Origin of the sequence: Micromonospora sp. CCTCC AA 2012012 (assembly GCF_040499845.1) — a bacterium.
Lineage (GTDB): Bacteria > Actinomycetota > Actinomycetes > Mycobacteriales > Micromonosporaceae > Micromonospora > Micromonospora mangrovi.
Map to the genome: position 1 here is coordinate 3,396,296 of NZ_CP159342.1, position 22,675 is coordinate 3,418,970.

Below are 22,675 nucleotides of genomic sequence, written 5' to 3' on the forward strand. Positions count from 1 at the left end.
ACCGTTGCCAGGACCACACCGGCCGATGCCGCCGCGCCAAGGTCATCGCGACCGCGGCCAGGTACTCCCCGTAGGACACCCGAAGAGGTCCGGTCGCCCTCCGTCGCCCGACTCGCAGCAGCTCAGGGCTGATCACGACGCCACCGCCGATCCGGCACCGCCCGGCTGATCTCCTCCGCCGGTATCCGCTCCGCCTCAGCCTCGGCGAGAAGCCGCCGCTTGGCCGCCTCCCGCTCGGCCGCCTGAATCTGCTCACCTCTGCCCGTCACCGGCTCGTCGTCATCTCCCGGCATTGCCACCTCCGTCAGCGGAACGCGGCGGCCACTGACCGCCGCCACTCCACAGTGGCGTCGGTGTGTCGCCGGTCGCGACGGCATGAAAGCCGACATGTCGGCAACATTTCCGGCGACATTAAGGCGACACGGCGCTATGGTGTCGGTCATGACCGCCCCCAATACCGCCCTACGCGCCGTCCGGACCGGGATGCGCATGAGTCAGGACGACTTCGCTCGCGCGCTCCAAGCCGCCGGCCACCGCGTCGGCGAGCCCAACGACGCCAACAAGAGACTCGTTCAACGGTGGGAGTCCGGGGCGATCGCTGCGCCACGCCCCGTCTACGCGCGCGCCTTGGAAGTCGTCACCGGATTGCCCATCTCACTGCTGGGCTTCGCTGCGGTGCCCGGAGGCCATGTCGCCGATGACGCGCACGGGGGCCACGACCTGACGTCTCCCATGTCCAGCTTGGCCACGCCGACGCCGGCCTCCCGGCCGACCACGGTCCACAGCTCGTACGAGGGCGTCTGGCTCAGTCGCTATCAGTACTACTCCAGCGGCCGGGGCGACTCCTTCGCCGGGCAGCACTTCGTGGTGCTCCTCCAGCACGGCGACCGGCTGACCGCGCGCAGCCTGCCCGGATCGGCGTCATCGTCTCTCTCGCTGGACCTGACCGTTGACGGTGCCGTCGTCACGGGCACGTGGGTGGAACAGACCGACCCGGGCGGTTACTACCGAGGCGCCAGATACCACGGTGCGATCCAACTGATCGCCGAGCCGACGGGCCGACGGATGGCCGGAAAGTGGATCGGCTTCGGCAAGGACATGGACGTGAACACCGGCCCATGGGAGCTTGTCTTCCGCGATGCTTCGACCTCCAAGGCGACGCTCGATCGCTACAACACGACGGCGACGTAGCGCAGACTACGTCGCGACTCTTCGACTTCCCGGTCGTAGCTCTGAGCCCTCTACCCGAGCGTCTCTGGCCTTGGACTGCCATCCGACTCCGCTTGGGGAAGAGTGTCTTCGTCCATCCAGTTTCTGCCGAACTTGCTGTCGACAACTATGCCGTGGCACGCATCTGTCACTGGCGAGGGCGGCTCGCCTGGTCGCGACGAGCCGTTTCGCCTCGGCACTCCACGCGGTCGTCCAAGCGACGGAACCGGCCACCCAGTTCTCCCAAGCAACTCGGATGAGCGCCATACGGCCGCGTCGGCTCCCGGGCCGGGAAGAAGGCGAACACCTCGCAGCCGGAAGGTTACTGCCCACCGGGAGGAAGTTCGGAAGCCAATCGACGTCCAGCAGAGGGCACGCCAGACAGCAAGACGTCACTGGCTCTTCTGCTTGACCCGCCACGGCAGCAGTGAGATGGCTGTTGACCTGCTGTTTCTTCGGGTGCTGCTGGTTGCCGTCAGGAGCTTGGCATCTCTCCGTTACCTTGTATGCCGCATGGGGAGGTGAACGTGTGAGAAATGTCGCTCTCGCGATATTTTGCGGCTTAGTCGGTACTGGTCTCTTGCATGTCTTTTATAGAGCAGTGCGGCTTGAGTGGCCGTCCAACTACGTCACAATGACAAGGACCTACGGCCTAATCATCAACAGATCTGTGCAACGGTACCTCTTCTTCATACTGTGCCCGGTCTACCTCGCCTCATTGCTGGTATCAACGACCGCCGCCCGCGAACATGCTCCCGCTTTCGCTGCGGCACTTATTGTCGGCACAGGGCACAGTTTCCTCAATCACGGAATTCCCATGATCCGCGTACTACGAAAAGGATCACGCAGAATCTGGAGCGCCGAAACACTATTCCAGTTAACACTTGCAGCGCTATCTGCGGGGGCAGCCCTTCTCGGCGGGCTGGGCCCCGGTCCATTCGGTTTCATAGTCCCACCCATAGATGAATTCTTTAAGGCGCTGTGGACCGCAGTATTCGTCGCAGTAATTGGCGTGGTAGTGCTGAACGTAACGCGAGACCACAACGGACCTCAAGACCTGTTTGATATCGCAGAGCGCGAGGCCCCTTTTCATCTGGTCGAGTACTCTAGGCAAAGATCCAAAGAGTCAGGCGTCGACGAAGACCTACTACTCGCCATTCTCTATACAGAGAATTTGCAGAGGCCATCATGGTTCAGAAGGCTAGAATACATCAAGGGCGCAGTATTCCCTGGGGGCTCGTATGGGATTATGCAGGCATCCTCGCCACATCCAATATCAGACGAGCAGTCCATCGACGTTGCGATTGACAAGTACCTACGTGATGTCGAGATCCCGATCCATCCCGACTATGGCATTCCTGACCGAGAAGCGCTTGAGCGCACACTTCGCAAGTACAATGGGAGTTCAGCATTTGTCGAGCTAGCCGCAGGGATGTATGAGAGGCTGAAACGCGGATATTAATAGTGAGACCATGATTTGGGCGTGCGCCCTATCAGCCCTTGACCCAACCAAGCATCTCGGGAAGTTAACGTTCTTCGCCTAGCGCATCTACCCGCCGAGCGCAGGGACGCTAGTAGCGTCCTGCGCAGCGAAGGCCGTCAAATTAGTCGCTAGCAGTCGTCAGCAGCTGAATTGCGTGCCGTACTGCTGGCTGAGACTGCTCTTCTTTCCTCGTTCGTCAGCTACGGTCGGTGGCAGGGCGGAACGGGTACGGTTCCTACCCCTCGATCAGGAAAGCAGGCCGACCTTCAGCGCGAGGTCACGGGCGTCGTCGCGGGTGGAACGCGGGCCGTCGAGCAGGTCCAGGGTGATCTGGCGGGCGTACCCGTTGAAGCGGATCGTCTCCGGTGCCGACTCGTACGCCTGCCGGAGGGTCGCCACGGCGGCCTCCGCGTCGTCCTTGCCGTAGTGCGCCCGCGCGATCTCGATGAGGTGGCGTGCCCGGCGCGGCCTCGACGGGATCGCCGCCGAATCATGGCGGCGCGCCTGTCGCAGCGCCTCACCCGACTTCTGCAACTCCACCGCCACCGTTACCGCGTGAGCGCCCATGATGACCTGGGAGAACGAGGTCTGCGGCTGATAGAAGCCCTGCGGCAGGCGCTGCGCCACCCGATCCGCGCGGTCCCAGTACCGCCAAGCCCGGCCCTCCTCACCGGCACGGGCGGCGGTGTAGGCGGCCTCGAAGTTCAACGCGCCCCACAGCGCCAGCAGGTTCGTGTTCCCGTCGGCCACCCGCGATTCCAGAGCCGACAGGACGTCCAGCGTCACCGCCGTCGCGGTGTCCCAGTCACCCGCGTCCCGATGCACCTGACACAGGAACCATCCCGCGCACGCCAGCGCCTCCGGATCACCGGACTCCTGCGCCGCCACCATCGCCCGATCCGCCACCCGCCACAACAACTCGGCAGCGGGTTGGTACGCGAGGAACATCTGCGTCAGCCCGAGCGTCTCCGCCAACAGGGCCTGCGCCCGTCGGCGCTCGTCACCCTCGTACGCCAGCGCGGCGCGCTGCACGTCCCGCAGTAGCCCTGGCAACAACCCGCCCAGCACCGTACGGTGATCGGACGCCTGATGGCGCGCCCGCCACGCCAGCGCAAGCCGCTCCCCCAGGCTGGCCAGCGACTCCGCCGGAGCCTCGCCGGAAGGCGTCAGGCGGTTCACGGCGTCCCGGACCGAGGCGAGCGCCGGATGCTCCGGCCCGTTCACCACGGCGGACCGGTCACTCAACTCCCCGACCAGGGCCGACACGTCGACCTTGAGGGCGCGCGCGATGCGATCCAGCATGTGGACGCGCGGCGGCAGGATCCGGTCGGTCTCCACCGCCTTGACCCACTCGGCACTGCGGCCCACCAGTCCGCCGAGCACCGCACGGGTCTTCCCGGACCGCTCCCGGTAGACCTTCAACCGCTGCCCGAACGTCAACTCCGGCAAGGAATCCATCCCGGACCTCCTCATAGCGCGGGATGCGCCACCGACCCGACGGCCGCCGTCGAACCAACGCTACCGAGCGGCCCCTCTCCTCATAACCCCTCACACGCCAGCCACGCTCCGCCGACTGCCCGCTCACCGGCTACCACGGCCAGTGCCTCGCCAGGTGGGCCGGATCGTCGCCCGGTGACACCACGAAGGCGTGCTCGCCACTGTCATCGCACACCAGCAACGGCCCGGCCCCTGACGCCAGCGCCACCCCCGGCAGCCAGCACCGCACCGCCCGACGGCTTACGGAAACCAGCAAATGCCAACTCACGGCCCGATCGTGCCATCCGCGCGGGTACCTCGACGGTTCGATGCGCCCTGCTGGCGTTGACAGACCCTGCTGATATTCCTGTCTCATGCACACCGACCGCGCCGTCCCGGAAGACCTCGCCGCACTCCGCGCGGCCCTCCACGTCGATGACGACGGTGAGTCGGCGCTGGGTTGGGAGAAGGTACACGCCTTCGAGGCGGCGCAAGGCGTCGTCCTGCCCGAGCCCTATCGGACGTTCGTCGCCGAGATCACCGACGGTTCGCCCTCCGGGCCACCGCACTACGGCCTCGTCGGGTTGGCGGAACTGCCCCGCGACTGGCGTGACGACCCGTCGGCACGCTCGCTGATCCGGCCCTTCCCGTTGACCTCCAGTTGGCTGTGGGAGAACGAGCCATGGCCGGATGAGGAGATCGATTCGCTCGTCGAGCAGGTCTGCAACGACGGGTCGATCGTGTTGGGCACTGACGGGTGCGGCATGTACTGGCACCTCATCGTGACCGGTCCACACCGAGGGCACGTCTGGAACATCAGCGGTGAGGGCGCGGTGCCCTTCGGCGCGGAGTTCGGGCACACCACCGGTGAGGCGGGCTTCGCCGGCTGGGTCAGACACTGGGCCGCCAACAAGCCCTGGTTCGACGCGGCGCGGTGAGTGGATCAGTAGCCCGGTTCGCCACCAGCGGCGAGCCGCGCTGCTGCCGCGGCTGGTGTGTCGTCGTAGCCGGGCCGGGCCAGGAGCACCGACTGGAAGAAGTAGCCCTGTTCCTCGTCCGGGTCGTCGTCTGCGGCGAACGGCCGCCACAGGGCGAGGTACAACTCCCGCGCGGTGAACCCGTCATCGTCCTCGTTCGGCGCGAGGTCCACATGGCGACGTAGGCGCTCCACCACGTCCAGCGCGGGCAGCCCGAACAGGTCCACGTCGCGGTACCGCACGACATCCTGTTCGGTCGGACGCCACAGCTCGATCGCGTTGACGCGGTCCCTCGTCGGACCGACTCCGAAGCCCACGCTGAAGCCGAGGCCGCTCGGCAGGTGCAGGGCGACCTCGCCGTGAGCGGTGGGAGTCAGCGGCCCCAGCGTCCGGAGCGCGGCGCGGGCCTCGTCGATCCTCATCCCGAGCCGCAGCGGGCCGACCCCGTGTGGCGGATCCAGTACGAGTTCCATGCGCCGATGGTCGCAGCCCCGTCGTGGCGCGCCAGAACCGGTCCGCCGAGGTGGATGCATCCTCCGAGTGACCGTCGACGACCTGACTGTCACGGTTCCGTGTTGCGAGGCGGCGGTCGCGCTGCACACCCTGTGGTTTGACCGGCCGAGCGGCTTTGCTCGCTTCGAGATCGCCGTCGCCAACCCGGTTCGGGCGGAGCACGAGTTCACCGCCGATGAGATCCGCGCCGTCGAGGCCATCCTGGGCCATCCACTCCGACAGATCGTCGCGCACATCTAGCGGACGACGAGCGGCGTGCGGTCCGGGCCAGCGGCAGGGACTCCGCCTTCGGGAAGTGATGCCGGTCGTCGTACCGTACGGTGGTGAGAACGGGCCGTACGGTCGCCGCTGTCTCCATCGCCGTCGTCGGCGCCTGGATTGCGCTGTGTGCCCCCTGCGCCGGGCTCTGGGCCTACCTCGGCCCGGTGGACTACTTCGGCTGCGGCGCCGAGCGCCCCGCGAACATCACCGCGACCGACCTCGTCGGCTCCTACGTCACCCAGGACGGTGGCCGACTGGAGCTGTCTGCGAACGGACGGTTCAAGGCCGACGCGCTGAACGTCTCCGACGACGTCGAGTCCCGCTCACCGGTGTCCGGGCCCGGCACCTGGGCACTCCAACCCGCCGGGCGCCGACCCGGGGACATCACGCTCTCCTACGATTACTCCCCGCCCGGCGTCAACGGCGGCTACGGCGATTCGCTCAACATCTCCGGTAGCCGCGGCGACCCCTGGCTGTACTGGTACGTCGGTGATCACGACGGCTGCGACCTTTACCGCTTCGACCGGGCCTGACAGGCACCGATCAGCGACCCCCGGCCGGTTGCTGGGCATGCCTCATCTGGGCGACGGAATCAGCGCCGGACCGTCGTCCGCCTGGGCCGTTGGTACCGGTGACGCGAACGCGGCGTCCGATCACCGCCGGACGGCTGGCCTTCTGTCGACCAGGCTTGCCGTCATGAACAACGCACTTGACGGCAAGGTAGCTCTCGTTACCGGTGGTGGCCGGGGCATTGGCGCCGCGGTCGCCCTGCGCCTGGCCGAGGACGGCGCCGATGTGGCGCTGACGTTCCAGCAGAATCAGCAACGCGCCGACGACGTGGTGGAGCAGATCAAAGCCGCGGGACGGCGGGCGATCGCCGTGCGGGCCGACAGCGCCGACCCGGCGGCAGTGGTCGCCGCGGTGGATCGGGTCGCCGGCGAGCTGGGTCGGCTGGACATCCTGGTCAACAACGCCGGCGCGTTCCTGCTCGGACCGCTGGAGCAACTGAGCCTCGACGAGTTCGAGCAGACCGTCGCGGTCAACGTCCGGGCACCGTTCGTCGCCTCGCAGGCCGCGGTGCGTCACATGTCGGCCGGTGGACGGGTCATCAACATCGGCAGCAACATGGCCGAGCGGACGGTCTTCCCGGGCTTCTCGCTGTACGCCATGAGCAAGACCGCCCTGATCGGCCTGACCAAGGCGCTCGGACGCGAGCTGGGCGGCAGGGCGATCACCGTGAATATGGTGAATCCGGGGGCCACCGACACCGAGCTGAACCCCGCCGACGGCCCCAACGCCGACACGATCAACGGGTTCACCGCTCTCGGCCACTACGCGCAGCCGGCCGACGTGGCCGCCGCGGTGGCGTTCCTCGCCAGCCCGGACGGGCGTTACATCACCGGGGCGACGGTCCACGTCGACGGCGGCTTCACCATCTGATCAACGGCTCACCGCCGTCCTGCCCACCCTCACGCACACTGACGAGGGAATCAGCAAGAGGCACCCTCTTCCGAGGGTGCCTCTTCTGCGTATATCCATGGTGGGCGATACTGGGATCGAACCAGTGACCTCTTCGGTGTGAACGAAGCGCTCTCCCGCTGAGCTAATCGCCCTCAGCGCTGAGAACTCTACCTGATCGAGAGCCCGGACCAAAAACCCGGGTGGTCAGTGCGTGGCGAGGTAGTGCAGCGCCCGGGCCACCAGGTCGATGCCGAGGCTGTACTTGAGCGACAGCCACACCACGACGGCCACGAAGACCAGCCCGACCGCCCCCAGCACGAACCGCACCGGCAGTGACCTGCTCGTCACCCAGCGGGTCCAGGCGTGCACGTGGCGGCGGGTGAATCCGAGCAGTCGTCGCGCCCAGTGGAACTCGACGGCCCAGATGCCCAGCCCGGCGATCACCAGCAGCCAGCCGGGCCCGGGCAGCGGGATGAGGGCGATACCGACAGTGACGACGATGGCGCCGGCGATCCCGATGAAGATCTTGAGAGTGATCCGACCGGTGGGGTTGGCCCGGATCAGGTCGAGGGTGGTGTGCACCCGACCCCGCCAGCCGGTCCGGCGCCGGGGGGCGACGACGGTGGCGGCAACCCGGCGCGGGTCGCGGGAGCCTGGCTCGGTGGACACCCCGTACCCCCGCCTTTCGGCTGCTCGGGCCGCACCTTTCGGTGGGTCGGCCGTGGTCGTCGGCTCCACTGAGGAACGCTCAGTGACCATTTCACCCCCAGTGTGGCCCGGGACCGTCACCCCTGCGGACGACTGGACGTTACCGGAGTAAGTCGACGACTGAACCACCCGATGCCGGGCGGGATCACGCACTGGGCAGAACCGGAAATCCTACAAGAATTTTCACATTCTAGCGGGCTTTTCGACCCCCTTCCCACCACTGGGTGAAGTCAGCGTATGGCGGAGCGTAGCCAGGAGTAGCACCTGAGTATGGGAAAAGCGGGACACGCGCGTTCCGCAGCGGTGCCGGGGGGAGAACGTCCATGAGTGTCATCCGACCGACGACCGTAGAGGTCGAGACGTCGCTAAGGCTCGTCGCGCCTGACGCCACCGCATTGCCGGTGCGTGCCAGTCTGCGTTACGACCCTGCTGACCCGTATGCGGTCCATGTCCTGTTCCACGCCGAATCAGCCGGCGGCGAGGCGGTGAGCTGGTCGTTCGCGCGCGAACTGCTGGTCACCGGGCTCGACGAGCCGGCCGGCATCGGCGACGTCCGGGTGTGGCCGTGGGCCACCCCGCGCGGCGACTTCGTCGCGCTCGCGCTGTCGTCGCCGGACGGCAACGCCCTCTTCGAGGTCCCGCGCAGCGTCCTCGTGCGCTTCCTTCGCCGGACCTACGTCGTCGTCCCGCGCGGCCGCGAGGCCGAGCACCTGGACGTCGACACCGCGGTGAACCGGCTGCTCGCCGGTCGCTGACACGCCCACACCCGGGGCCGCGCGGATCTGCCGAGTCCGCGCGGCCCCGGGCCATCACCCATCGGGTACGCGGACAGCGTCCCCGCCTCAGCCGTGCGTGGTGATCCCACCGTCGACGGGGATCACCGCCCCGGTCAGATAGGCGCCGGCCCGGGACGCCAGGAAGATCGCCGTGCCCGCCATGTCGTCCGGTCGCCCGATCCGGCCGAGCGGCACCTGCTGCTCGATCGCGGCCCGCGACGCCGGGTCGTCGAGCGCGAACGCCATCATCCTGCTCTCGAACGGGCCGGGCGCGATCGCGTTGACGGTGATCCGCTCGGCGGCGAGCTGGTGGGCGAGGCTGCGGGTGAGCATGTGCAGGGCGGCCTTGGTCGCCGAGTAGGCGTACACCTCCATGAACGGCACCCGGAGGCCGTCGATCGACCCGATGTTGATCACGCGGGCCGGGTCGTCGGCGTCGGCTGCCGCGCGCAGCGCCGGCAGCAGCGCGGTGGTGAGCCGGAAGACGGCCTTGACGTTGACCGCCCAGAGCTTGTCGAACGCGGCCTCCGGGTACGCCTCCAGCGGCGCGCCCCACGTCGCGCCGGCGTTGTTGACCAACACGTCGAGCCGGTCGGTGCGCTCGCACACGGCGGCGGCCAGCCCCTGCGCGCCCTCGTCGTGGCTCAGGTCGGCGGGGATCGCCTCGCACCGCCCCTCGGCGGAGAGTTCCTCGGCCACCCGGGCGCAGACGTCGGCCTTGCGGGAGGAGATGATGACGCGCGCCCCGGCCCGTACGAAGCCCCGGGCGATCATCAGCCCGATCCCCCGCGACCCGCCGGTCACCAGCACCGTCTTGTCCTGGACCGAGAACAGCTCCGTCATCCGCATCCTCTCGCAGGCCGGCGAGGCTCCACGGGCCCCGGCGCTACCGATCGGTAACCTAATCCGGCCGTGACCACGGCGACAACCCCTGCCCTGCGACCCCGGCCGAGATGCAGGGTGCAGGTTGTCCGGTTAACGTCGGGATGATGGTCACTCCCGGTCAGCTCTCCCCGGCAACCCGCACCGACCGCCAACCCCTGACGCCCGGCACCGACGACATCGGCACCGGCGCTCTCGCCGACCTGGCGCCCGAGCCCGGCTGGCGACGCCCGGTGCTGGTCGACGCCGACCTGCTGATCCTGGTCAGCGGCGGACACGGCAGCGCCGAGCTGGACTTCCGCGCGCTGCCCTGCCGCCCCGGCACGCTGCTGCGGGTCCGCACCGGTCAGGTGCTGCGCTGCCTCGGTGCCCAGCTCGACGCGACCGTGGTGCGTTGGGGCGCGGGGACACTGCGCGGGCTGGACGTCGACCCGGACGCGGTGCCGGCGTACCGGCAGCTCGCCGGGGAGGACGAGGACGCGGTGATCAGCGAGGTGACCCAGCTCGCGGTCGACGCCGAGCGGCACCGGGACGTACCGGCCGCCCGGGCGCTGCTGCGACACCAGCTCGCCGTGCTGCTGCTGCGGCTCAGCCTGCTGCCCGGCGGGCCGGACCGGCCGGCCCCGCGTGGCGAGTCGCTCACCTTCCACCGGCTCTGCCGCGAGGTGGAGCGCGGCTACCAGCACACCCGCCGGGTCGAGGACTACGCGGCCCGGCTCGGCTGCTCGGTGCGTACCCTCACCCGGGCCTGCCTGGCGGTGACCGGTCGCAGCGCGAAGCAGATCATCGACGAGCGGGTGGCGTTGCAGGCCAGCCGGCTCCTCGCGGCCACCGACGAGCCGATCGCCGGGATCGGCCGGCGGCTGGGTTTCCCCGAGCCGACCAACTTCGGCCGCTTCTTCACCCGCGAGGTCGGCATCAGCCCGGGGGCCTTCCGGGCCGCCCGGGAACAGCCCCTGGCTGTCCGCATGGTGCGCCCACGCCGGCCCGCCGACACCGCCGTCGGCAACGGGCGGGCATGATGACGGGGTGCAGATCTCCGCGCGCGGCGACTACGCGGTCCGGGCGGCCCTGAGCCTGGCCACCGCGTACCCCGCCCTGCTGTCGACCCAGGTCATCGCCGCCGAGCAGGACATGCCCCGCAAGTTCCTGGAGGCCGTCCTGGCGGACCTGCGCCGCGCCGGGATCGTCCGGGCCCAGCGCGGCGCCGAGGGCGGCTACACGCTCGCCCGCCCGCCCCGGGACGTCACCATCGGGCAGATCCTGCGCGCCGTGGACGGCCCGCTCGCCGGGGTGCGCGGCGTCCGCCCCGAGGAGACGCAGTACGCGGGCGCGGCGGAGAACCTGCCGCGGCTCTGGGTGGCGGTGCGCGCCGCCGTCCGCCAGGTCGTCGACGAGGTCAGCCTCGCCGAGATGGCCAGCGGCAAGCTCCCCGGGCACGTCCGGAAGCTGATCGCCCGCCCGGACGCCTGGGAACCCCGCTGACCACCGCTCAGAGCGTGCGGACCACCTCGGCGTAGTCCAGTCGGGGCAGCCGCTCCCACCGGGGACTCCCGGCGGGCCGGCCGATGTTCATCAGCAGCAGCACCCGGTGCCGCCCGTCGGGGAAGAACTCCCGCTCCACGCCGGCCGCGTCGAAGCCGGCCATCGGTCCGGCCGCCAGCCCGGCGGCCCGTACGCCGACCACCAGGTAGCCGATCTGGAGCGCGGCGTTGAAGCGGGCCTGGGCCTCCCGTCCGGCGGGGTCACCGGCGAACCAGTCCCGGGCCTGCGGCTGGTGCGGGAACACCCGCGGCAGCCGCTCGTGCCAGTCGACGTCGGCGGCGAGCACCGCCACCAGCGGCGCGCCCGCCGTCTTCTCCCGGTTGCCCGCGCTGACGTACGGCAGCAGCCGCTCCCGGGCCGCCGCCGAGCGCAGCAGCAGCACCCGCAGCGGCTGGGCGTTCAGCGCGGTCGGGCCGTGCCGGACCAGTTCGTGGATCGCCTCGACCTGCGCGTCGTCGACCGGTTCGGCGGTGAACGCGGTGGCCGTCCGGGCCGCCCGGAACAGCAGGTCCTGGGCGGCCCGGTCCAGCGTGAGCAGGTCCGGCGTCGGTGGCGCGGTCACCACGGGCCGAGGGTGGTGGTGAAGCCGCCCCGGTGGTGCACCAGCGGGTCACCGTCCGCCCCGGTGCCGAGCGCGAGCGGCTCGCCGAGCACGATGGTGTGGTCGCCGGCGTCGATCCGGCGGACCACCCGGCACAGCAGCACCGCCAGGGCGGCGTCGATCAGCGGCACCCCGAACGGGCCCTGCCGCCACCCCGGGTGGGCGGCGTACCGGTCGATGCCGCTGGTGGCGAAGATGCGGGCCACCTCCTGCTGGTCGGCGGCGAGCAGGTGCACCGCCAGGTGCTCGGCCCGGTCGACGGTGGGCCAGCTCGACGAGGACCGGCCGAGGCAGAACGAGACCAGCGGCGGGTCCAGCGACACCGAGGTGAACGAGGTGGCGGTGAACCCGGCCGGCGGCAGCGCGGGCAGGTGCCGGTTCGGGGTCAGGCCGGGCGCGGTGACCACGGTGACCGTGGACGCCTGCCGGCGCAGCAGGCTGCGGAACAGATCGCTGTCGACGGGGCGCAGCTCCAGGGTGCCGGTCTCCGGCCGGTCCACGGTGGTCACGCCGTCACCAGCTCTCGGGCGGCGTACGCGCTGGCCGGGCGGGGCAGCCCGTAATGGTCGCGCAGCGTCCGGCCGGTGTACTCGTGCCGGAACAGTCCGCGCCGGCGTAGCAGCGGCACCACGTGGTCCACGAAGGCCTCCAGTCCGTGTGGCAGCAGGGGTGGCATGACGTTGAAGCCGTCGGCGGCGCCCTGGGTGAACCAGAGCTCGATCTGGTCGGCGATCTGCTCGGGCGTGCCGGCGACGACCCGGTGCCCGCGACCGCCGCCGAGGCGGCCGATGAGCTGCCGGATGGTGAGCCGCTCGCGGCGGGCCAGCTCCACCACGAGCTGGTAGCGGCTCTGGTGCGACTGCACGGCGGAGACGTCGGGCAGGTCGGGCAGCGGGCCGTCCAGCGGCAGCGCGGCGAGGTCGATCCCGGTCATCCCGGAGAGCTGGGCGAGGGCGTGCTCGGGCACGATCAGCGCCTCCAGTTCGGCGGCGAGGGCATGGGCTTCCGCCTCCGTACCCCCGATCACCGGGGCGATGCCGGGCAGCACCTTGACCAGGTCGGGGTCGCGGCCGGCGGCGGCGGTGGCCCGCTTGAGCGCGGCGTGGAACGCCTGCCCGTCGGCGAGGGTCTGCTGGGCGGTGAAGACGGCCTCGGCGTAGCGGGCGGCGAAGGCGATCCCGTCGGCCGACGAACCGGCCTGCACCAGCAGCGGCCGGCCCTGCGGCGGCCGGGGCGTGTTGAGCGGCCCGCGCACCCGGAAGCTCTCCCCCGCGTGGCCGACCTCGTGCACCCGGTCGGTGTCGGCGAAGACGCCCGCCGCGGGGTCCAGCACCAGCGCGTCGTCCTCCCAGCTGTCCCAGAGCTTGGTGGCCACGTCGACGAACTCGGCGGCCCGCCGGTAGCGGTCGGCGTGCGCGGGATGGTCGTCGAGGTTGAAGTTCCAGGCCTCCCGGGACTGGGCGGAGGTGACGATGTTCCAGCCGGCCCGACCGCCGCTGAGGTGGTCCAGCGAGGCGAACTTCCGGGCCAGGTTGAACGGCTCGTTGTAGGTGGTGGAGGCGGTGGCGATCAGGCCGACGTGCTCGGTGACGCCGGCCAGCGCGGCGAGCAGGGTCAACGGCTCGAAGACGGCCTGGATGTTGTGCCGCACGGCGGGCCCGACGGCGAGGCCGTCGGCGAGGAAGACCGAGTCGAGGGTGCCCCGTTCGGCGATCCGGGCCAGCTCCTGGAAGTGCCGGACGTCGGCCACCCGGCGCGGGTCGACCAGCGGGTGCCGCCAGGCCGCCTCGTGGTGGCCGACGCCCATCAGGAACGCGTTGAGGTGCAGGGTTCGGGACATGGTCTTCCTCTCAGGCGGTGGGGTCGACGCGCCAGGTGGAGAAACGACGTTCCCCGGCGACGAGAAGCTGGTTCACGACAAGTCCGATGGCCGAGATCGTGATGATCCCGGCGTACATGTCGGGGATGGCGAAGTTGTACTGGGCGTAGTTGACGAGGTAGCCGAGCCCGGCCTTCGCCCCGACCATCTCGGCCGCGACCAGCACCAGGATCGAGTACGCCCCGGCCAGCCGGACGCCGGTGAAGATCGTCGGTACGGCCGCCGGCAGGATCACCTTCTGGAACAGCCGCAGGTGGTTGAGCCCCATCGAGCGGGCCGAGCGGACCAGCAGCGGGTCGACGCCCTTCACCCCGGCGATGGTGTTCAGCAGGATCGGCCAGGAGCAGGCGTAGAGCACCAGGGCGATCTTGGAGGTCTCGCCGAGGCCGAGGATGAGCACGAAGACCGGCAGCAGCGCCAGCGCGGCGGTGTTGCGGAACACCTCCAGCAGCGGGCTGAGCAGGTCGGCGAGGGGCCGGTACCAGCCGATCAGCAGGCCGAGCGGGATGGCGGTGAGCACCGCCAGGGCCAGCCCGGTCAGCGAGCGGGTGAGGCTGGCGCCGACGTGGTCGGCGAGCTGGCCGCTGGTCGCCAGCGCCCACCAGGCGGCCAGCACCTCCGACAGCGGCGGCAGGAAGACCCGGTCGACCAGCCCGGCGCGGGGCGCGGTCTCCCAGATCGCGGCGAGGGCGAGCAGCGCGGCGCTGCGGTGCAGGGCCCGCCCGCCGAGCGCCAGCAGCCGGGCCGGCGCGCCGGGGGCGGCTGCGGCGGGGACGGCCGGACCGGCGACGGCCAGCCGGGCGGGACGTTCGGCGAGGTCAACCAACGCGGGCCTCCTGGGGTCGGGCGGCGCGGACCTCGTCGCGCAGCAGGGTCCAGATCTGGTGCCGGTGGTGCCGGAAGGCGTCCGAGGAGCGGACGTCCTCGACCGCGTCCCGGTCCCCCAGCTCGATGTCGATGACCTGCTTGATCCGGCCGGGCCGGGACGTCATCACGGCGACCCGCTGGCCGAGGTGCACGGCCTCGTCGATGCCGTGGGTGATGAAGACGATGGTCTTTCCGGTGGCCTGCCAGATCCGGACCAGCTCGTCCTGGAGCGAGTCGCGGGTCTGCGCGTCCAGCGCCGCGAAGGGCTCGTCCATCAGCAGCACGTCCGGGTCGTACGCGAGGCTGCGGGCGATGGCGACGCGCTGCTTCATGCCGCCGGAGAGTTCGTGCGGGTAGCGGTCGGCGAAGCCGGTCAGCCCGACCAGGTCGAGGTGCGCGGCGATCAGGTCGGCCCGCTCGGCGCGGGGGACGCCCTTGGCCTCCAGTCCGAACGCGACGTTGCCGGCGGCGGTGCGCCAGGGCAGCAGCGCGTACTGCTGGAAGACGATGCCCCGGTCGAGGCCGGGACCGGTGACCGGCCGCCCGTCGACGAGGACCTGCCCGGAGGTCGGGGTGGCCAGGCCCCCGAGCAGGTCGAGCAGGGTGGACTTGCCGCAGCCGCTGGGCCCGACGACGACCAGGAACTCGCCGGGGCGTACGCCGAGGGTGAGCTGGTCGAGTGCGGTGACCGCGCCGCCGCCCGCGCGGCGACCCGGGAAGACCTTGCTGACCCGGTCGAAGAGGATCTTGTCGGTGCTCACGCGCCACCACCGCCGGTGGCGAACGGGTTGAACTCGTTGGTGTAGATGTCGCGCGGCTTCGGTCGTTCGCCCTTCAGCTCGCCGGCGTCGGCCAGCCAGTCGATCCAGGTGGCGAACTCCTGGTCGGTGATGACGCCGCCCTTGCCGGCCACGCCGGTGGACTTCCAGTACTTCACCAGCGCCGGGTCCTCGTTGCGGCCCCGCTTGGCGATGATGGACTCCAGCCGGGCCACCACCGTCTCCCGGGGCTGGGTACGCGCCCACTCGATGGCCTTGCCGACGCCGCCGACGAAGGCCTTGACGGTCTTCGGGTTGCGCTTGATGAAGTCGTCGCGGAACACGTACGCGCCGGCGCTGAACGCGCCGAGGAGTTCGTAGTCGGTGAAGACGGTGCGGATGCCGCCGTTGGCGACGGCCTTGTCGCGGATCACCCCGCCGAGCACGGCGACGTCGATCTGCCGGGCGCGCAGCGACTGCTCGGTGTTGACCGGGGGCAGCGCCACCAGCTCCACCTTGGCGATCTCGGCCGGGGTGAGGCCCCCCTTGACCAGCCACGTCTTCAGCACCGCCTCGGCGTGCGCGCCGAGGGTGTTCATGCCGACCTTCTTGCCGATCAGGTCGCGGGGGCCACGGATCGGGCTGCCGTCCAGCACGTAGTAGCCCTGGAAGGTCTGCGCGTCGGAGCCGTAGTAGCTGACCACGGCGGTGATCGGGGCGCCGGCGGTGGCGAGCTTGACGATCGCCCCGTTGAACGCGCCGCCGAAGTCGCTCTGCCCGGTGGCGGTGGCCTGGATGTCGGCCGGGCCGCCGGTGACGTTGCCGATCCACTTGAGCTTGACGTCGCCGAGGTAACCGAGGTCGGCGGCGAGTTCGGGGAGGGTCACCTGGCCGACCGAGCCCTGGTAGCGCAACTCGGTGACCTGCTTGCCGTCGGCGGCGGCGTCGGTGCCGCAGCCGGCGGTGGCGGCGAGGGTGAGCAGGGCGACGGCGGCGGCGAGGGTACGCCGCAGCGGATGACGGGATGAGGCCATGGAGGGGTCTCCTGATCTGTCCACGGTGCGGTGGAGGGGGCCCACGAGGGGCGCGAGCGCACAGCGCACCGGGCCGGGCGACGGTGCGCCGGCAGCCGGTGGGGAGGTGCGGGAAGAGAGCGACGACGGGTGGCCGAGCCGGTGGAACCGGTCAGCTCAACAGAGCGCGCTCGCGTGCCGGACCAGGTCGACGTGCACGCGAGCGGTGAGGTGGAGCTCGTCCCGCTGCGACATGGCCTCATGCTGCCCGCCGCTCTCCGACCCGGTCAACGCTCTTCCACGAAGTGAGATTTTCACCGCTGACTTTGTTACAACCCGTCCCCACCAGCATTTACGACCCCTTAACACCTACCCGTTGACTAGAGATTCTGACGGGCGTACCGGGGCACCGTCCAGTGCGGATCCGAGCGGGTTTCGCAGACCGTCGGTTCGGGCATGTTCGATGCCGCAGACGCAGGGAAGAACACGACGAGAGAGGAGCCCACGATGGGCATTCAGTTCCGGAAGCGCCAGAAGTACGGCCCGCTGATCCTCAACTTCACCGAGAACGGCTTCTCGTCGTGGAGCGTCAAGATCGGTCGCTGGTCCTGGAACTCGAAGTCCCGCGCCCACCGTGTGGACCTGCCGGGCCCGCTGTCCTGGAAGCAGGACAAGTCCCGGGCGTGACGTCCCGAACTCGAACGGGGTGCCGGTGGTTCACCGGCACCCCGTTCGGCGTCCGGGGGCACCTTCGCCGTTCCGCCCGGGCAGCCCGTCGACCCGGCGGAGAATCGCGGCATGGCCGACGACTCCTACCGACGGGAACAGCGACGGGCCGCGGTGGCCGCCGCGCTGCTGCTGCTCGCCTACTTCCTGGTGCCGGTGGAACGTGACCCGAACGGGCTGCGGCTCGCCCTGCGCTCGGTCGGCACCCTGCTCCTCGTCGTCGTCGTGGCGCTGCTGGTCACCGGCCAGGTCCGCCGCCAGCTCCGGGCCGCCCCACCCACCGGCGACACCGAGGTACGCCAGCTGATCCGGCTCGCCGTCCTGCTCCTCGCCGGGGTGCTCGTCTTCGCCCTGGCCGACTTCGTGGTGGCCGACAGCCGCCCCGGCCAGTTCGCCAACCTGGACACCCGGATCGACGCGCTCTATTTCGCCCTCGCCACGCTCACCACCATCGGCTACGGCGACGTGCATGCCCAGGGGCAGATCGCCCGGGTCGTCGTCTGCGCGCAGATGCTGTTCAGCATCGGGGTCGTCACCACCGGGGCGTCCATCGTGGTCAAGCAGCTGACCCGGCGTCCCCGGGGCTGATCAGCACGTCGCCGCCGAGCCGACCGTGCTCCGGGTCCCGGCCGACACCGCCGGAGGCGAGCAGCGAGGTCAGCGCCCGGCTGGTGTCGGCGGCCCGGTAGACCGTCGAGGTGAGCGTGAAGCGGCGCAGCTCGGTCACCGTACGCGGGCCCGAGCGGGCGAGTTCGGCCAGCAGTTCACGGCGCAACGGGCCGGGTTCCGGGTCGAGGGTGATGTCCAGCAGCCGCCCCGCCGGGTCGGCGGGATCGCGGTAGCGGACCCCGGCGTACTCGTCGGCCGCCCAGAGCGCGTCCTTCAGCGCCTCCAGGCTGCGGTCCGATCCGGTGGCGAACCCGAGCCGGCGGGCCGGCCCCTCGGCGGGCACCAGGTCCACCTCGGTGACCAGCGGGAAGCCGGCGTCGGTCAGCGCCGGCCGCAGCGACCGGCCGGCGTCGGTGACCAGCAGCAGTTCGGCGGGGCGACCGGTGGTCGCGGCGGCCAGCAGGGCCGGCGTCGGGTCCCCGCCGTCGACCAGGGTGAGCAGCGGCGCGCCGGCCGCGCCGGCCGCCTTCAGCGCCGGCGGCAGCCGGTCCGGGCCGCCGGGCACCACGTGCACGGCGACGTCCGTGGGCAGGGTCGCCTCGATCGGTCCGAGCCGGGCCGGCAGGTCCGGGGCGTCGGCCAGCACCAGCACGGTGAGCCGCCGGCCACGCAGCCGGTCGGCGAACTCGGCCACCACCCGCAGCGCGGCGTCCGCGCCACCGGCGTCGCTCCCGGCGTACGCCAGGGCGAGGGTGGCCCGCCGGGAGCGGTGCAGCGCTCCCGGCAGCCAGTGGTCGAGCTGGCGGACGAGCAGTTCGCGCAGGACGGCGTCGGTCGGCATGGTGCCGTTCTACCGCACGGCCGGTCAGGCCGGGACGGAGATCCCCACCCCGCCGCGGGTCTGCCCGCCGTAGCGCTGCCGCTCGGCGTCCAGGTCGAGCCGGCCGATCCGCTTGCGGGCGGCCAGCGCGCCGGAGTCGAGCAGGTCGGCCGGGATGAGCCAGACGATCTCGAATTCGAGGCCGTCCGGGTCCTGGCCGTAGAGGCTCTTGGTGGTGCCGTGGTCGGAGGCGCCGACCAGGGCCCCGGCGGCGGTCAGCCGCTCGGCGGTGGCGGCCAGCTCGTCGAGGGTGTCCACCTCCCAGGCCAGGTGGTAGAGGCCGACGGTGGCCCGGCCGGCCTGCGAACGGCCCGCCGCCGCGCCGATCTCGAAGAGACCGAGGTCGTGGTCGTTGGTCGAGTCGGGCGCCTGGAGGAAGGTCGCGCCGCGGAACCCGTCCGGGGTCATCGCCACCGGACGGAAGCCCAGCACGTCGCGGTAGAAGGCGACGCTGCGCTCGAGGTTGCTGACGTAGAGGACGGCGTGGTTGAGCCGGTGGATTCCCATGTCCTCCACGTTAGCGCGGTTTCGTTGAGCGTTCAACAATATCCGCTATGATGGCGGTCATGACCCGGTGGCTGGACCCCGACGAGCAACGCACCTGGCGGGCCTTCCTGACCGCCTCCCGGGCGCTGGCGGAGACACTCGACCGCGAGCTGCAACGCGACGCAGGCATGCCGCACGCCTACTACGAGATCCTGGTACGGCTCTCCGAGGCGCCCGACCGCCGCCTGCGGATGAGCGAGCTGGCCGAGGCCACCGGCTCCTCCCGCAGCCGGCTCTCGCACGCCGCCACCCGGCTGGAGGCGTCCGGCTGGATCCGGCGGGAAGACTGCCCGACCGACCGGCGCGGGCAGATCGCCGTCCTCACCGACGACGGCTTCGCCGCTCTCGCCGCCGCCGCACCCGGACACGTCGAGGGCGTCCGCCGGCACCTGTTCGACGCCCTCAGTCCCGCTCAGGTCGACCAGCTCCGGCGGATCAGCGAGGCCCTGGCCGATCACCTGACCGGATCCTGACCGATCAAGGTCGGCTCGGGGGGTTGTACTTATTGTCGCCGGACGAGCACGATGGGGCGTGTCCTCCGGCTTCGGTGAACTGACTGTCCAGGCGCACCATCTGGTGTCCGCAGGTGACCTGGCCGGCGCTCAGCGGCTGCTCGCCGACGCGCTCAGCGACGCCGACCCACGCCCGGCCAACGCCTCCCCCGAGTTGGCCGAGGCCGCCGGCCTCCAGGCGAGGGTGCTGGTCGCCCTCGGCGAACCGCACGCCGCGCGCGGCTGGGCCGCCTTCGCGTACGCGGCCACCTCCCGGCTGCACGGGCGCTCCGACGAGCGGACCGTCACCGCCGCCGCCACCCTCGCCGCCGTGCTGCACCGGGTCGGCAGCGACGCCCGGGCCGCCCGGCTCTATTCCGACGTGATCATCGAACTGACCGCCCGGGACGGGCCGGAGTCCCAGCGGGTGCTGGCCGCGCACGCCGACCTGGCCACCGTGGAATACGCCCGCGGCCAGTGCGAGATCGCCCGCGACCGGCTCCAGGACGCCTGGGAGCTGCACCGGGAGGTGTACGGCGACGGCCACCCCGCCGGCATCAAGATGCTGGCCCGGCTCGGCGCGATGGAACGCGACTGTGGTGAGTTCCTCGCCTCCCACGAGCACCTGGCCCTCGCCGAGGAGCTGTGCCGGCTGCACCTGGCCCCCGACGACCCGCTCGCCGGTCAGGTGGCCGGGCTGGTCCGGGCCGCCGCCGACCCCGACCACGTCTGCCCCGCGCCGGAACCACCGACCCGCCAGCCGCCGATCGTGCCGGCCGCCCGGGTCCCACCGGCCGACGAGGGGCCACCCGAGCCGCCGCCGCACCGCCCGGCTGAGCCGGTCGCCCCGCACGCCGCACCGTCGGTGCCCAACCCGCGGCTGTCCGAGGAGGACGACGACGGCTACCGGAACCCGACGGACGACGGCTGGTGGCCGCCGGAGCAGACCTTCGACGAGGCGTACCGGCCGGAGGAGGCCGCGCTGCCGCCGTCCGTGGTCACCCTCGCCGGCGACCAACCCGACGGCGTACGCCGGGTCGGTCCGGCGTACTCGCCGGAGGCGGCGTCCCGGCTGCTGCCCGTACCCGTGCACCGGCCGGCCCCGCCGCCGCCCGACCGCGGCCGGTGGCTGCCGCTGGTGGTCGGTGGGGTGGTCGTGGTGCTGCTCGGCGCGGCGGCGGTGATCGCCGGGGTGTCCCGGGTGGACCACTCCCGGGACGCGCCGACGACGCCGCGCCCGTCGACGACCGCCGCCTCCCCCGGTGCGGCACCGCCGAGCGGCGGCGCGCCCGCCTCCCCCGGCACCCCGCCGGGCGCGGTGACGCTCACCGACCGGCGGGACAACATCGCCCTGCGCTGGAGCTACCCGACGGGCGGGGAGGGACCGGTGGTCGTCTCCGGCGGTCGCGCCGGCCAGGACCCCCACCCGTTCCAGCAGCTGCCCGCCGGCACCACCAGCTGGATCGTGTACGGCCTCGACCGCACCACCGACTACTGCTTCACCGTCGCGGTGGTCTGGTCGACGGACACGGTCGCCCGGTCGAAGCCGGTCTGCACCAGACGCCGCTGACCACCCGGGCTCAGCCGAGGTCCGGCTCGACCAGGGCCGGCAGCGACACGCTCACCCGCAGCCCCGGCCCGTCACCGGCCACGCCGTCGGCGGCGGCGAGTTCCACCGTGCCGCCGGCCCGGCGGACCAGTTCGCGGACGATGGCCAGGCCCAGGCCGGAGCCCCCGGCGTCCCGGGCGCGGGCGTCGTCCAGCCGGGTGAACCGCTGGAACACCCGCTCCCGGTCGGCCACCGGGATTCCCGGCCCGTCGTCGGTCACCGTCACCCGGTGGTACGCCGGACCGCCGTCCCGCTCGGGCGCGGAGGGGCCGGTGACCGTCAGCACCACCTCCGAACGCGCGTGCCGGACCGCGTTGTCCACCAGGTTGGTCAGCACCCGCCGCAGCTCGTCCGGGTCCCCCTCGGTCCAGCGTGGCCCCTCCGGCGACACCACCCGTACCGGTGGCGACGGGCAGCGGTCGGCGACCTCGCGCAGCAACCCGCCCAGCTCGACCGGCCCGACGACCCGCGTTCCCGGGCCGGCCACCGGCTCCTCGTCCAGCCGGGCCAGCAGGAGCAGGTCGTCGACGAGGCGGCCCAGCCGCTCGGCGTCGGCGAGCAGGTCGTCGGCGACCGCCGGCCAGTCCGTCCGGTCCGCCAGCCGCCGCGCCACCTCCAACTCGGTACGCATGTTCGTCAGCGGGCTGCGCAGCTCGTGGGCGGCGTCGGCGAGGAAGGCGCGCTGCCGTTCCCGGGTCGCCGCCAGCCGGTCCAGCATGTCGTTGAGGGTGACCGCCAACCGGTGGATCTCGTCCCGCGCCGCCGGTACGGGCAGCCGCTCCGACCCCGCCCGCCCGGTGATCTCGGCCGCGCCGCTGCGCAGCGCCTCCACCGGGCGCAGCGTCGCGCCGACCACCCGCCAGGCCACCAGCGCGAGCCCCGCCACCAGCAGCGGGAACCCGACCAGCAGCAGGGTACGGACGACGTGCAGGCTGTGCCGGACGTCGGCCATGGACTTGCCGACCACCACCGTGAGCGGCTCCGCCGGGGTGCCCGCCGGTACGGTGACCACCCGGGCCGGCCCGGTCAGCCCGAGCCGTCGCCCGTCGACCACCAGCCGCTGGCGGCCTCCACCGGCGAGCTGGTCGGGGCGGAGCATCGGGACCAGCCGGTCGGCGTCGATGGAGGCGGCCCGGATCCGCCCCTGGGCGTCGACGACCTGGACCCGGAGCTGGCCGCCGGCCACCGGCAACGGGTCGGGCAGCGCATCGGAGGCGGCGAGCAGCGCGACCGCGTCGGCGGTCCGGAACGCCTCGGCGTCGACGGTGCGCTGGAGGGTCCAGCCGAGCGCGCCGACCAGCAGCACCCCACCGAGCGCGAACCCGACCGCCAGCCCGAGCACGCCGAGCGCGGTCAGTCGAGCCCGCAGCCCGGGCACGCCGAGCGCGGTCAGTCGGGCCCGCAG

Annotated in this window: 28 protein-coding genes and 1 tRNA gene; 13 read left to right on the forward strand and 16 right to left on the reverse strand. The window is 71.5% G+C overall.

What is annotated here, in order from left to right; translation table 11 throughout:
- Nucleotides 1-122: 122 nt before the first annotated feature.
- A complete protein-coding gene (locus tag ABUL08_RS14720; RefSeq protein WP_350930485.1) occupies nt 123-443 on the reverse strand; it encodes a hypothetical protein in 321 nt (106 codons plus the stop codon).
- Here ABUL08_RS14720 and ABUL08_RS14725 point away from each other — a divergent pair.
- Both ABUL08_RS14725 and ABUL08_RS14730 read left to right on the forward strand, forming a co-directional pair.
- Nucleotides 430-1,191 (forward strand): helix-turn-helix domain-containing protein, encoded by a 762-nt coding sequence (locus tag ABUL08_RS14725; RefSeq protein ID WP_350930486.1) that lies wholly within the window; start codon nt 430-432, stop codon nt 1,189-1,191. The two genes, ABUL08_RS14720 and ABUL08_RS14725, sit on opposite strands and share 14 nt — an antisense overlap.
- Nucleotides 1,192-1,843: 652 nt before the next feature.
- Complete coding sequence (locus ABUL08_RS14730) at nt 1,844-2,671, forward strand: hypothetical protein (protein WP_350930487.1); 828 nt, start codon at nt 1,844-1,846, stop codon at nt 2,669-2,671.
- Between the two features lie 267 nt (nt 2,672-2,938).
- Here ABUL08_RS14730 and ABUL08_RS14735 read toward each other — a convergent pair whose 3' ends face one another.
- On the reverse strand, nt 2,939-4,150 hold the full coding sequence (locus ABUL08_RS14735) for a helix-turn-helix domain-containing protein (protein ID WP_350930488.1): 1,212 nt from the start codon (nt 4,148-4,150) through the stop codon (nt 2,939-2,941).
- Nucleotides 4,151-4,542: 392 nt separating this feature from the next.
- On the opposite strand from ABUL08_RS14735, the gene ABUL08_RS14740 reads away from it, so the two are divergent.
- Nucleotides 4,543-5,106: an SMI1/KNR4 family protein gene (locus ABUL08_RS14740; protein ID WP_350930489.1), complete on the forward strand. Its 564-nt coding sequence runs from the start codon at nt 4,543-4,545 to the stop codon at nt 5,104-5,106.
- Between the two features lie 5 nt (nt 5,107-5,111).
- Here the strand turns inward: ABUL08_RS14740 and ABUL08_RS14745 are convergent, their stop codons facing one another.
- A complete protein-coding gene (locus tag ABUL08_RS14745; RefSeq protein WP_350930490.1) occupies nt 5,112-5,618 on the reverse strand; it encodes a hypothetical protein in 507 nt (168 codons plus the stop codon).
- 67 nt (nt 5,619-5,685) lie between these two features.
- Here ABUL08_RS14745 and ABUL08_RS14750 point away from each other — a divergent pair, with 67 nt between their 5' ends.
- From ABUL08_RS14750 to ABUL08_RS14760, 3 genes are all read left to right on the forward strand, one after another.
- Entirely contained in the window at nt 5,686-5,898 is a 213-nt protein-coding gene (locus ABUL08_RS14750) for a hypothetical protein (protein ID WP_350930491.1), read from the forward strand.
- An 83-nt stretch (nt 5,899-5,981) separates the two neighbouring features.
- Nucleotides 5,982-6,452 (forward strand): hypothetical protein, encoded by a 471-nt coding sequence (locus ABUL08_RS14755; protein WP_350930492.1) that lies wholly within the window; start codon nt 5,982-5,984, stop codon nt 6,450-6,452.
- 163 nt (nt 6,453-6,615) lie between these two features.
- Entirely contained in the window at nt 6,616-7,359 is a 744-nt protein-coding gene (locus tag ABUL08_RS14760; RefSeq protein WP_350938627.1) for an SDR family NAD(P)-dependent oxidoreductase, read from the forward strand.
- Nucleotides 7,360-7,457: 98 nt separating this feature from the next.
- Here the strand turns inward: ABUL08_RS14760 and ABUL08_RS14765 are convergent.
- Together ABUL08_RS14765 and ABUL08_RS14770 are read right to left on the reverse strand one after the other, a co-directional pair.
- Nucleotides 7,458-7,532, reverse strand: a tRNA-Val gene (locus ABUL08_RS14765).
- Between the two features lie 52 nt (nt 7,533-7,584).
- Nucleotides 7,585-8,139 (reverse strand): TIGR02611 family protein, encoded by a 555-nt coding sequence (locus tag ABUL08_RS14770; RefSeq protein ID WP_350930493.1) that lies wholly within the window; start codon nt 8,137-8,139, stop codon nt 7,585-7,587.
- A 272-nt stretch (nt 8,140-8,411) separates the two neighbouring features.
- On the opposite strand from ABUL08_RS14770, the gene ABUL08_RS14775 reads away from it, so the two are divergent.
- The gene (locus tag ABUL08_RS14775; protein ID WP_007457244.1) at nt 8,412-8,843 is read left to right on the forward strand and encodes an SsgA family sporulation/cell division regulator; all 432 of its coding nucleotides are present in this window, start codon (nt 8,412-8,414) and stop codon (nt 8,841-8,843) included.
- A gap of 87 nt (nt 8,844-8,930) precedes the next feature.
- Here ABUL08_RS14775 and ABUL08_RS14780 read toward each other — a convergent pair whose 3' ends face one another.
- A complete protein-coding gene (locus ABUL08_RS14780) occupies nt 8,931-9,707 on the reverse strand; it encodes a glucose 1-dehydrogenase (RefSeq protein WP_350930494.1) in 777 nt (258 codons plus the stop codon).
- 143 nt (nt 9,708-9,850) lie between these two features.
- Here ABUL08_RS14780 and ABUL08_RS14785 point away from each other — a divergent pair, with 143 nt between their 5' ends.
- Together ABUL08_RS14785 and ABUL08_RS14790 are read left to right on the forward strand one after the other, a co-directional pair.
- Nucleotides 9,851-10,768 (forward strand): helix-turn-helix transcriptional regulator, encoded by a 918-nt coding sequence (locus tag ABUL08_RS14785; protein WP_350930495.1) that lies wholly within the window; start codon nt 9,851-9,853, stop codon nt 10,766-10,768.
- 7 nt (nt 10,769-10,775) lie between these two features.
- Complete coding sequence (locus ABUL08_RS14790) at nt 10,776-11,231, forward strand: RrF2 family transcriptional regulator (RefSeq protein WP_242798259.1); 456 nt, start codon at nt 10,776-10,778, stop codon at nt 11,229-11,231.
- Nucleotides 11,232-11,238: 7 nt separating this feature from the next.
- On the opposite strand, the gene ABUL08_RS14795 is transcribed toward ABUL08_RS14790, so the two are convergent.
- The 7 genes from ABUL08_RS14795 to ABUL08_RS14825 all read right to left on the reverse strand — a co-directional run bounded on the left by ABUL08_RS14795 (nt 11,239) and on the right by ABUL08_RS14825 (nt 16,664).
- Complete coding sequence (locus tag ABUL08_RS14795; protein WP_350930496.1) at nt 11,239-11,853, reverse strand: malonic semialdehyde reductase; 615 nt, start codon at nt 11,851-11,853, stop codon at nt 11,239-11,241.
- Nucleotides 11,850-12,401 (reverse strand): flavin reductase family protein, encoded by a 552-nt coding sequence (locus ABUL08_RS14800; protein ID WP_350930497.1) that lies wholly within the window; start codon nt 12,399-12,401, stop codon nt 11,850-11,852. Before ABUL08_RS14800 ends, ABUL08_RS14795 begins: the two co-directional genes overlap by 4 nt.
- A complete protein-coding gene (locus ABUL08_RS14805; protein WP_350930498.1) occupies nt 12,398-13,732 on the reverse strand; it encodes an LLM class flavin-dependent oxidoreductase in 1,335 nt (444 codons plus the stop codon). Before ABUL08_RS14805 ends, ABUL08_RS14800 begins: the two co-directional genes overlap by 4 nt.
- 10 nt (nt 13,733-13,742) lie before the next feature.
- A complete protein-coding gene (locus tag ABUL08_RS14810) occupies nt 13,743-14,597 on the reverse strand; it encodes an ABC transporter permease (RefSeq protein WP_350930499.1) in 855 nt (284 codons plus the stop codon).
- Entirely contained in the window at nt 14,590-15,399 is an 810-nt protein-coding gene (locus ABUL08_RS14815; RefSeq protein ID WP_350930500.1) for an ABC transporter ATP-binding protein, read from the reverse strand. The genes ABUL08_RS14810 and ABUL08_RS14815 overlap by 8 nt, the downstream gene beginning before the upstream one ends.
- Nucleotides 15,396-16,430, reverse strand: a complete 1,035-nt coding sequence (locus ABUL08_RS14820; RefSeq protein ID WP_350930501.1) for an ABC transporter substrate-binding protein — start codon at nt 16,428-16,430, stop codon at nt 15,396-15,398. The genes ABUL08_RS14815 and ABUL08_RS14820 overlap by 4 nt, the downstream gene beginning before the upstream one ends.
- 156 nt (nt 16,431-16,586) lie before the next feature.
- Nucleotides 16,587-16,664 carry a putative leader peptide gene (locus ABUL08_RS14825; RefSeq protein ID WP_350938629.1) on the reverse strand — a complete coding sequence of 26 codons (78 nt, stop codon included), beginning with the start codon at nt 16,662-16,664 and terminating at the stop codon, nt 16,587-16,589.
- Between the two features lie 252 nt (nt 16,665-16,916).
- On the opposite strand from ABUL08_RS14825, the gene ABUL08_RS14830 reads away from it, so the two are divergent.
- A complete protein-coding gene (locus tag ABUL08_RS14830) occupies nt 16,917-17,096 on the forward strand; it encodes a DUF4236 domain-containing protein (protein WP_242798252.1) in 180 nt (59 codons plus the stop codon).
- A gap of 111 nt (nt 17,097-17,207) precedes the next feature.
- Complete coding sequence (locus tag ABUL08_RS14835; RefSeq protein WP_350930502.1) at nt 17,208-17,723, forward strand: potassium channel family protein; 516 nt, start codon at nt 17,208-17,210, stop codon at nt 17,721-17,723.
- Here ABUL08_RS14835 and ABUL08_RS14840 read toward each other — a convergent pair.
- Nucleotides 17,692-18,585 (reverse strand): hypothetical protein, encoded by an 894-nt coding sequence (locus ABUL08_RS14840; RefSeq protein WP_350930503.1) that lies wholly within the window; start codon nt 18,583-18,585, stop codon nt 17,692-17,694. The genes ABUL08_RS14835 and ABUL08_RS14840 overlap by 32 nt on opposite strands.
- Before the next feature lie 24 nt (nt 18,586-18,609).
- On the reverse strand, nt 18,610-19,131 hold the full coding sequence (locus ABUL08_RS14845; RefSeq protein WP_350930504.1) for a VOC family protein: 522 nt from the start codon (nt 19,129-19,131) through the stop codon (nt 18,610-18,612).
- A 50-nt stretch (nt 19,132-19,181) separates the two neighbouring features.
- Between ABUL08_RS14845 and ABUL08_RS14850 the strand changes: the two genes are divergently transcribed.
- Nucleotides 19,182-19,643, forward strand: coding sequence for a MarR family winged helix-turn-helix transcriptional regulator (locus ABUL08_RS14850; protein ID WP_350938630.1), 462 nt, complete (start codon nt 19,182-19,184; stop codon nt 19,641-19,643).
- Nucleotides 19,644-19,701: 58 nt separating this feature from the next.
- The gene (locus tag ABUL08_RS14855) at nt 19,702-21,231 is read left to right on the forward strand and encodes a tetratricopeptide repeat protein (protein ID WP_350930505.1); all 1,530 of its coding nucleotides are present in this window, start codon (nt 19,702-19,704) and stop codon (nt 21,229-21,231) included.
- Nucleotides 21,232-21,241: 10 nt separating this feature from the next.
- Here the strand turns inward: ABUL08_RS14855 and ABUL08_RS14860 are convergent, their stop codons facing one another.
- Entirely contained in the window at nt 21,242-22,675 is a 1,434-nt protein-coding gene (locus ABUL08_RS14860) for a sensor histidine kinase (protein ID WP_377521778.1), read from the reverse strand.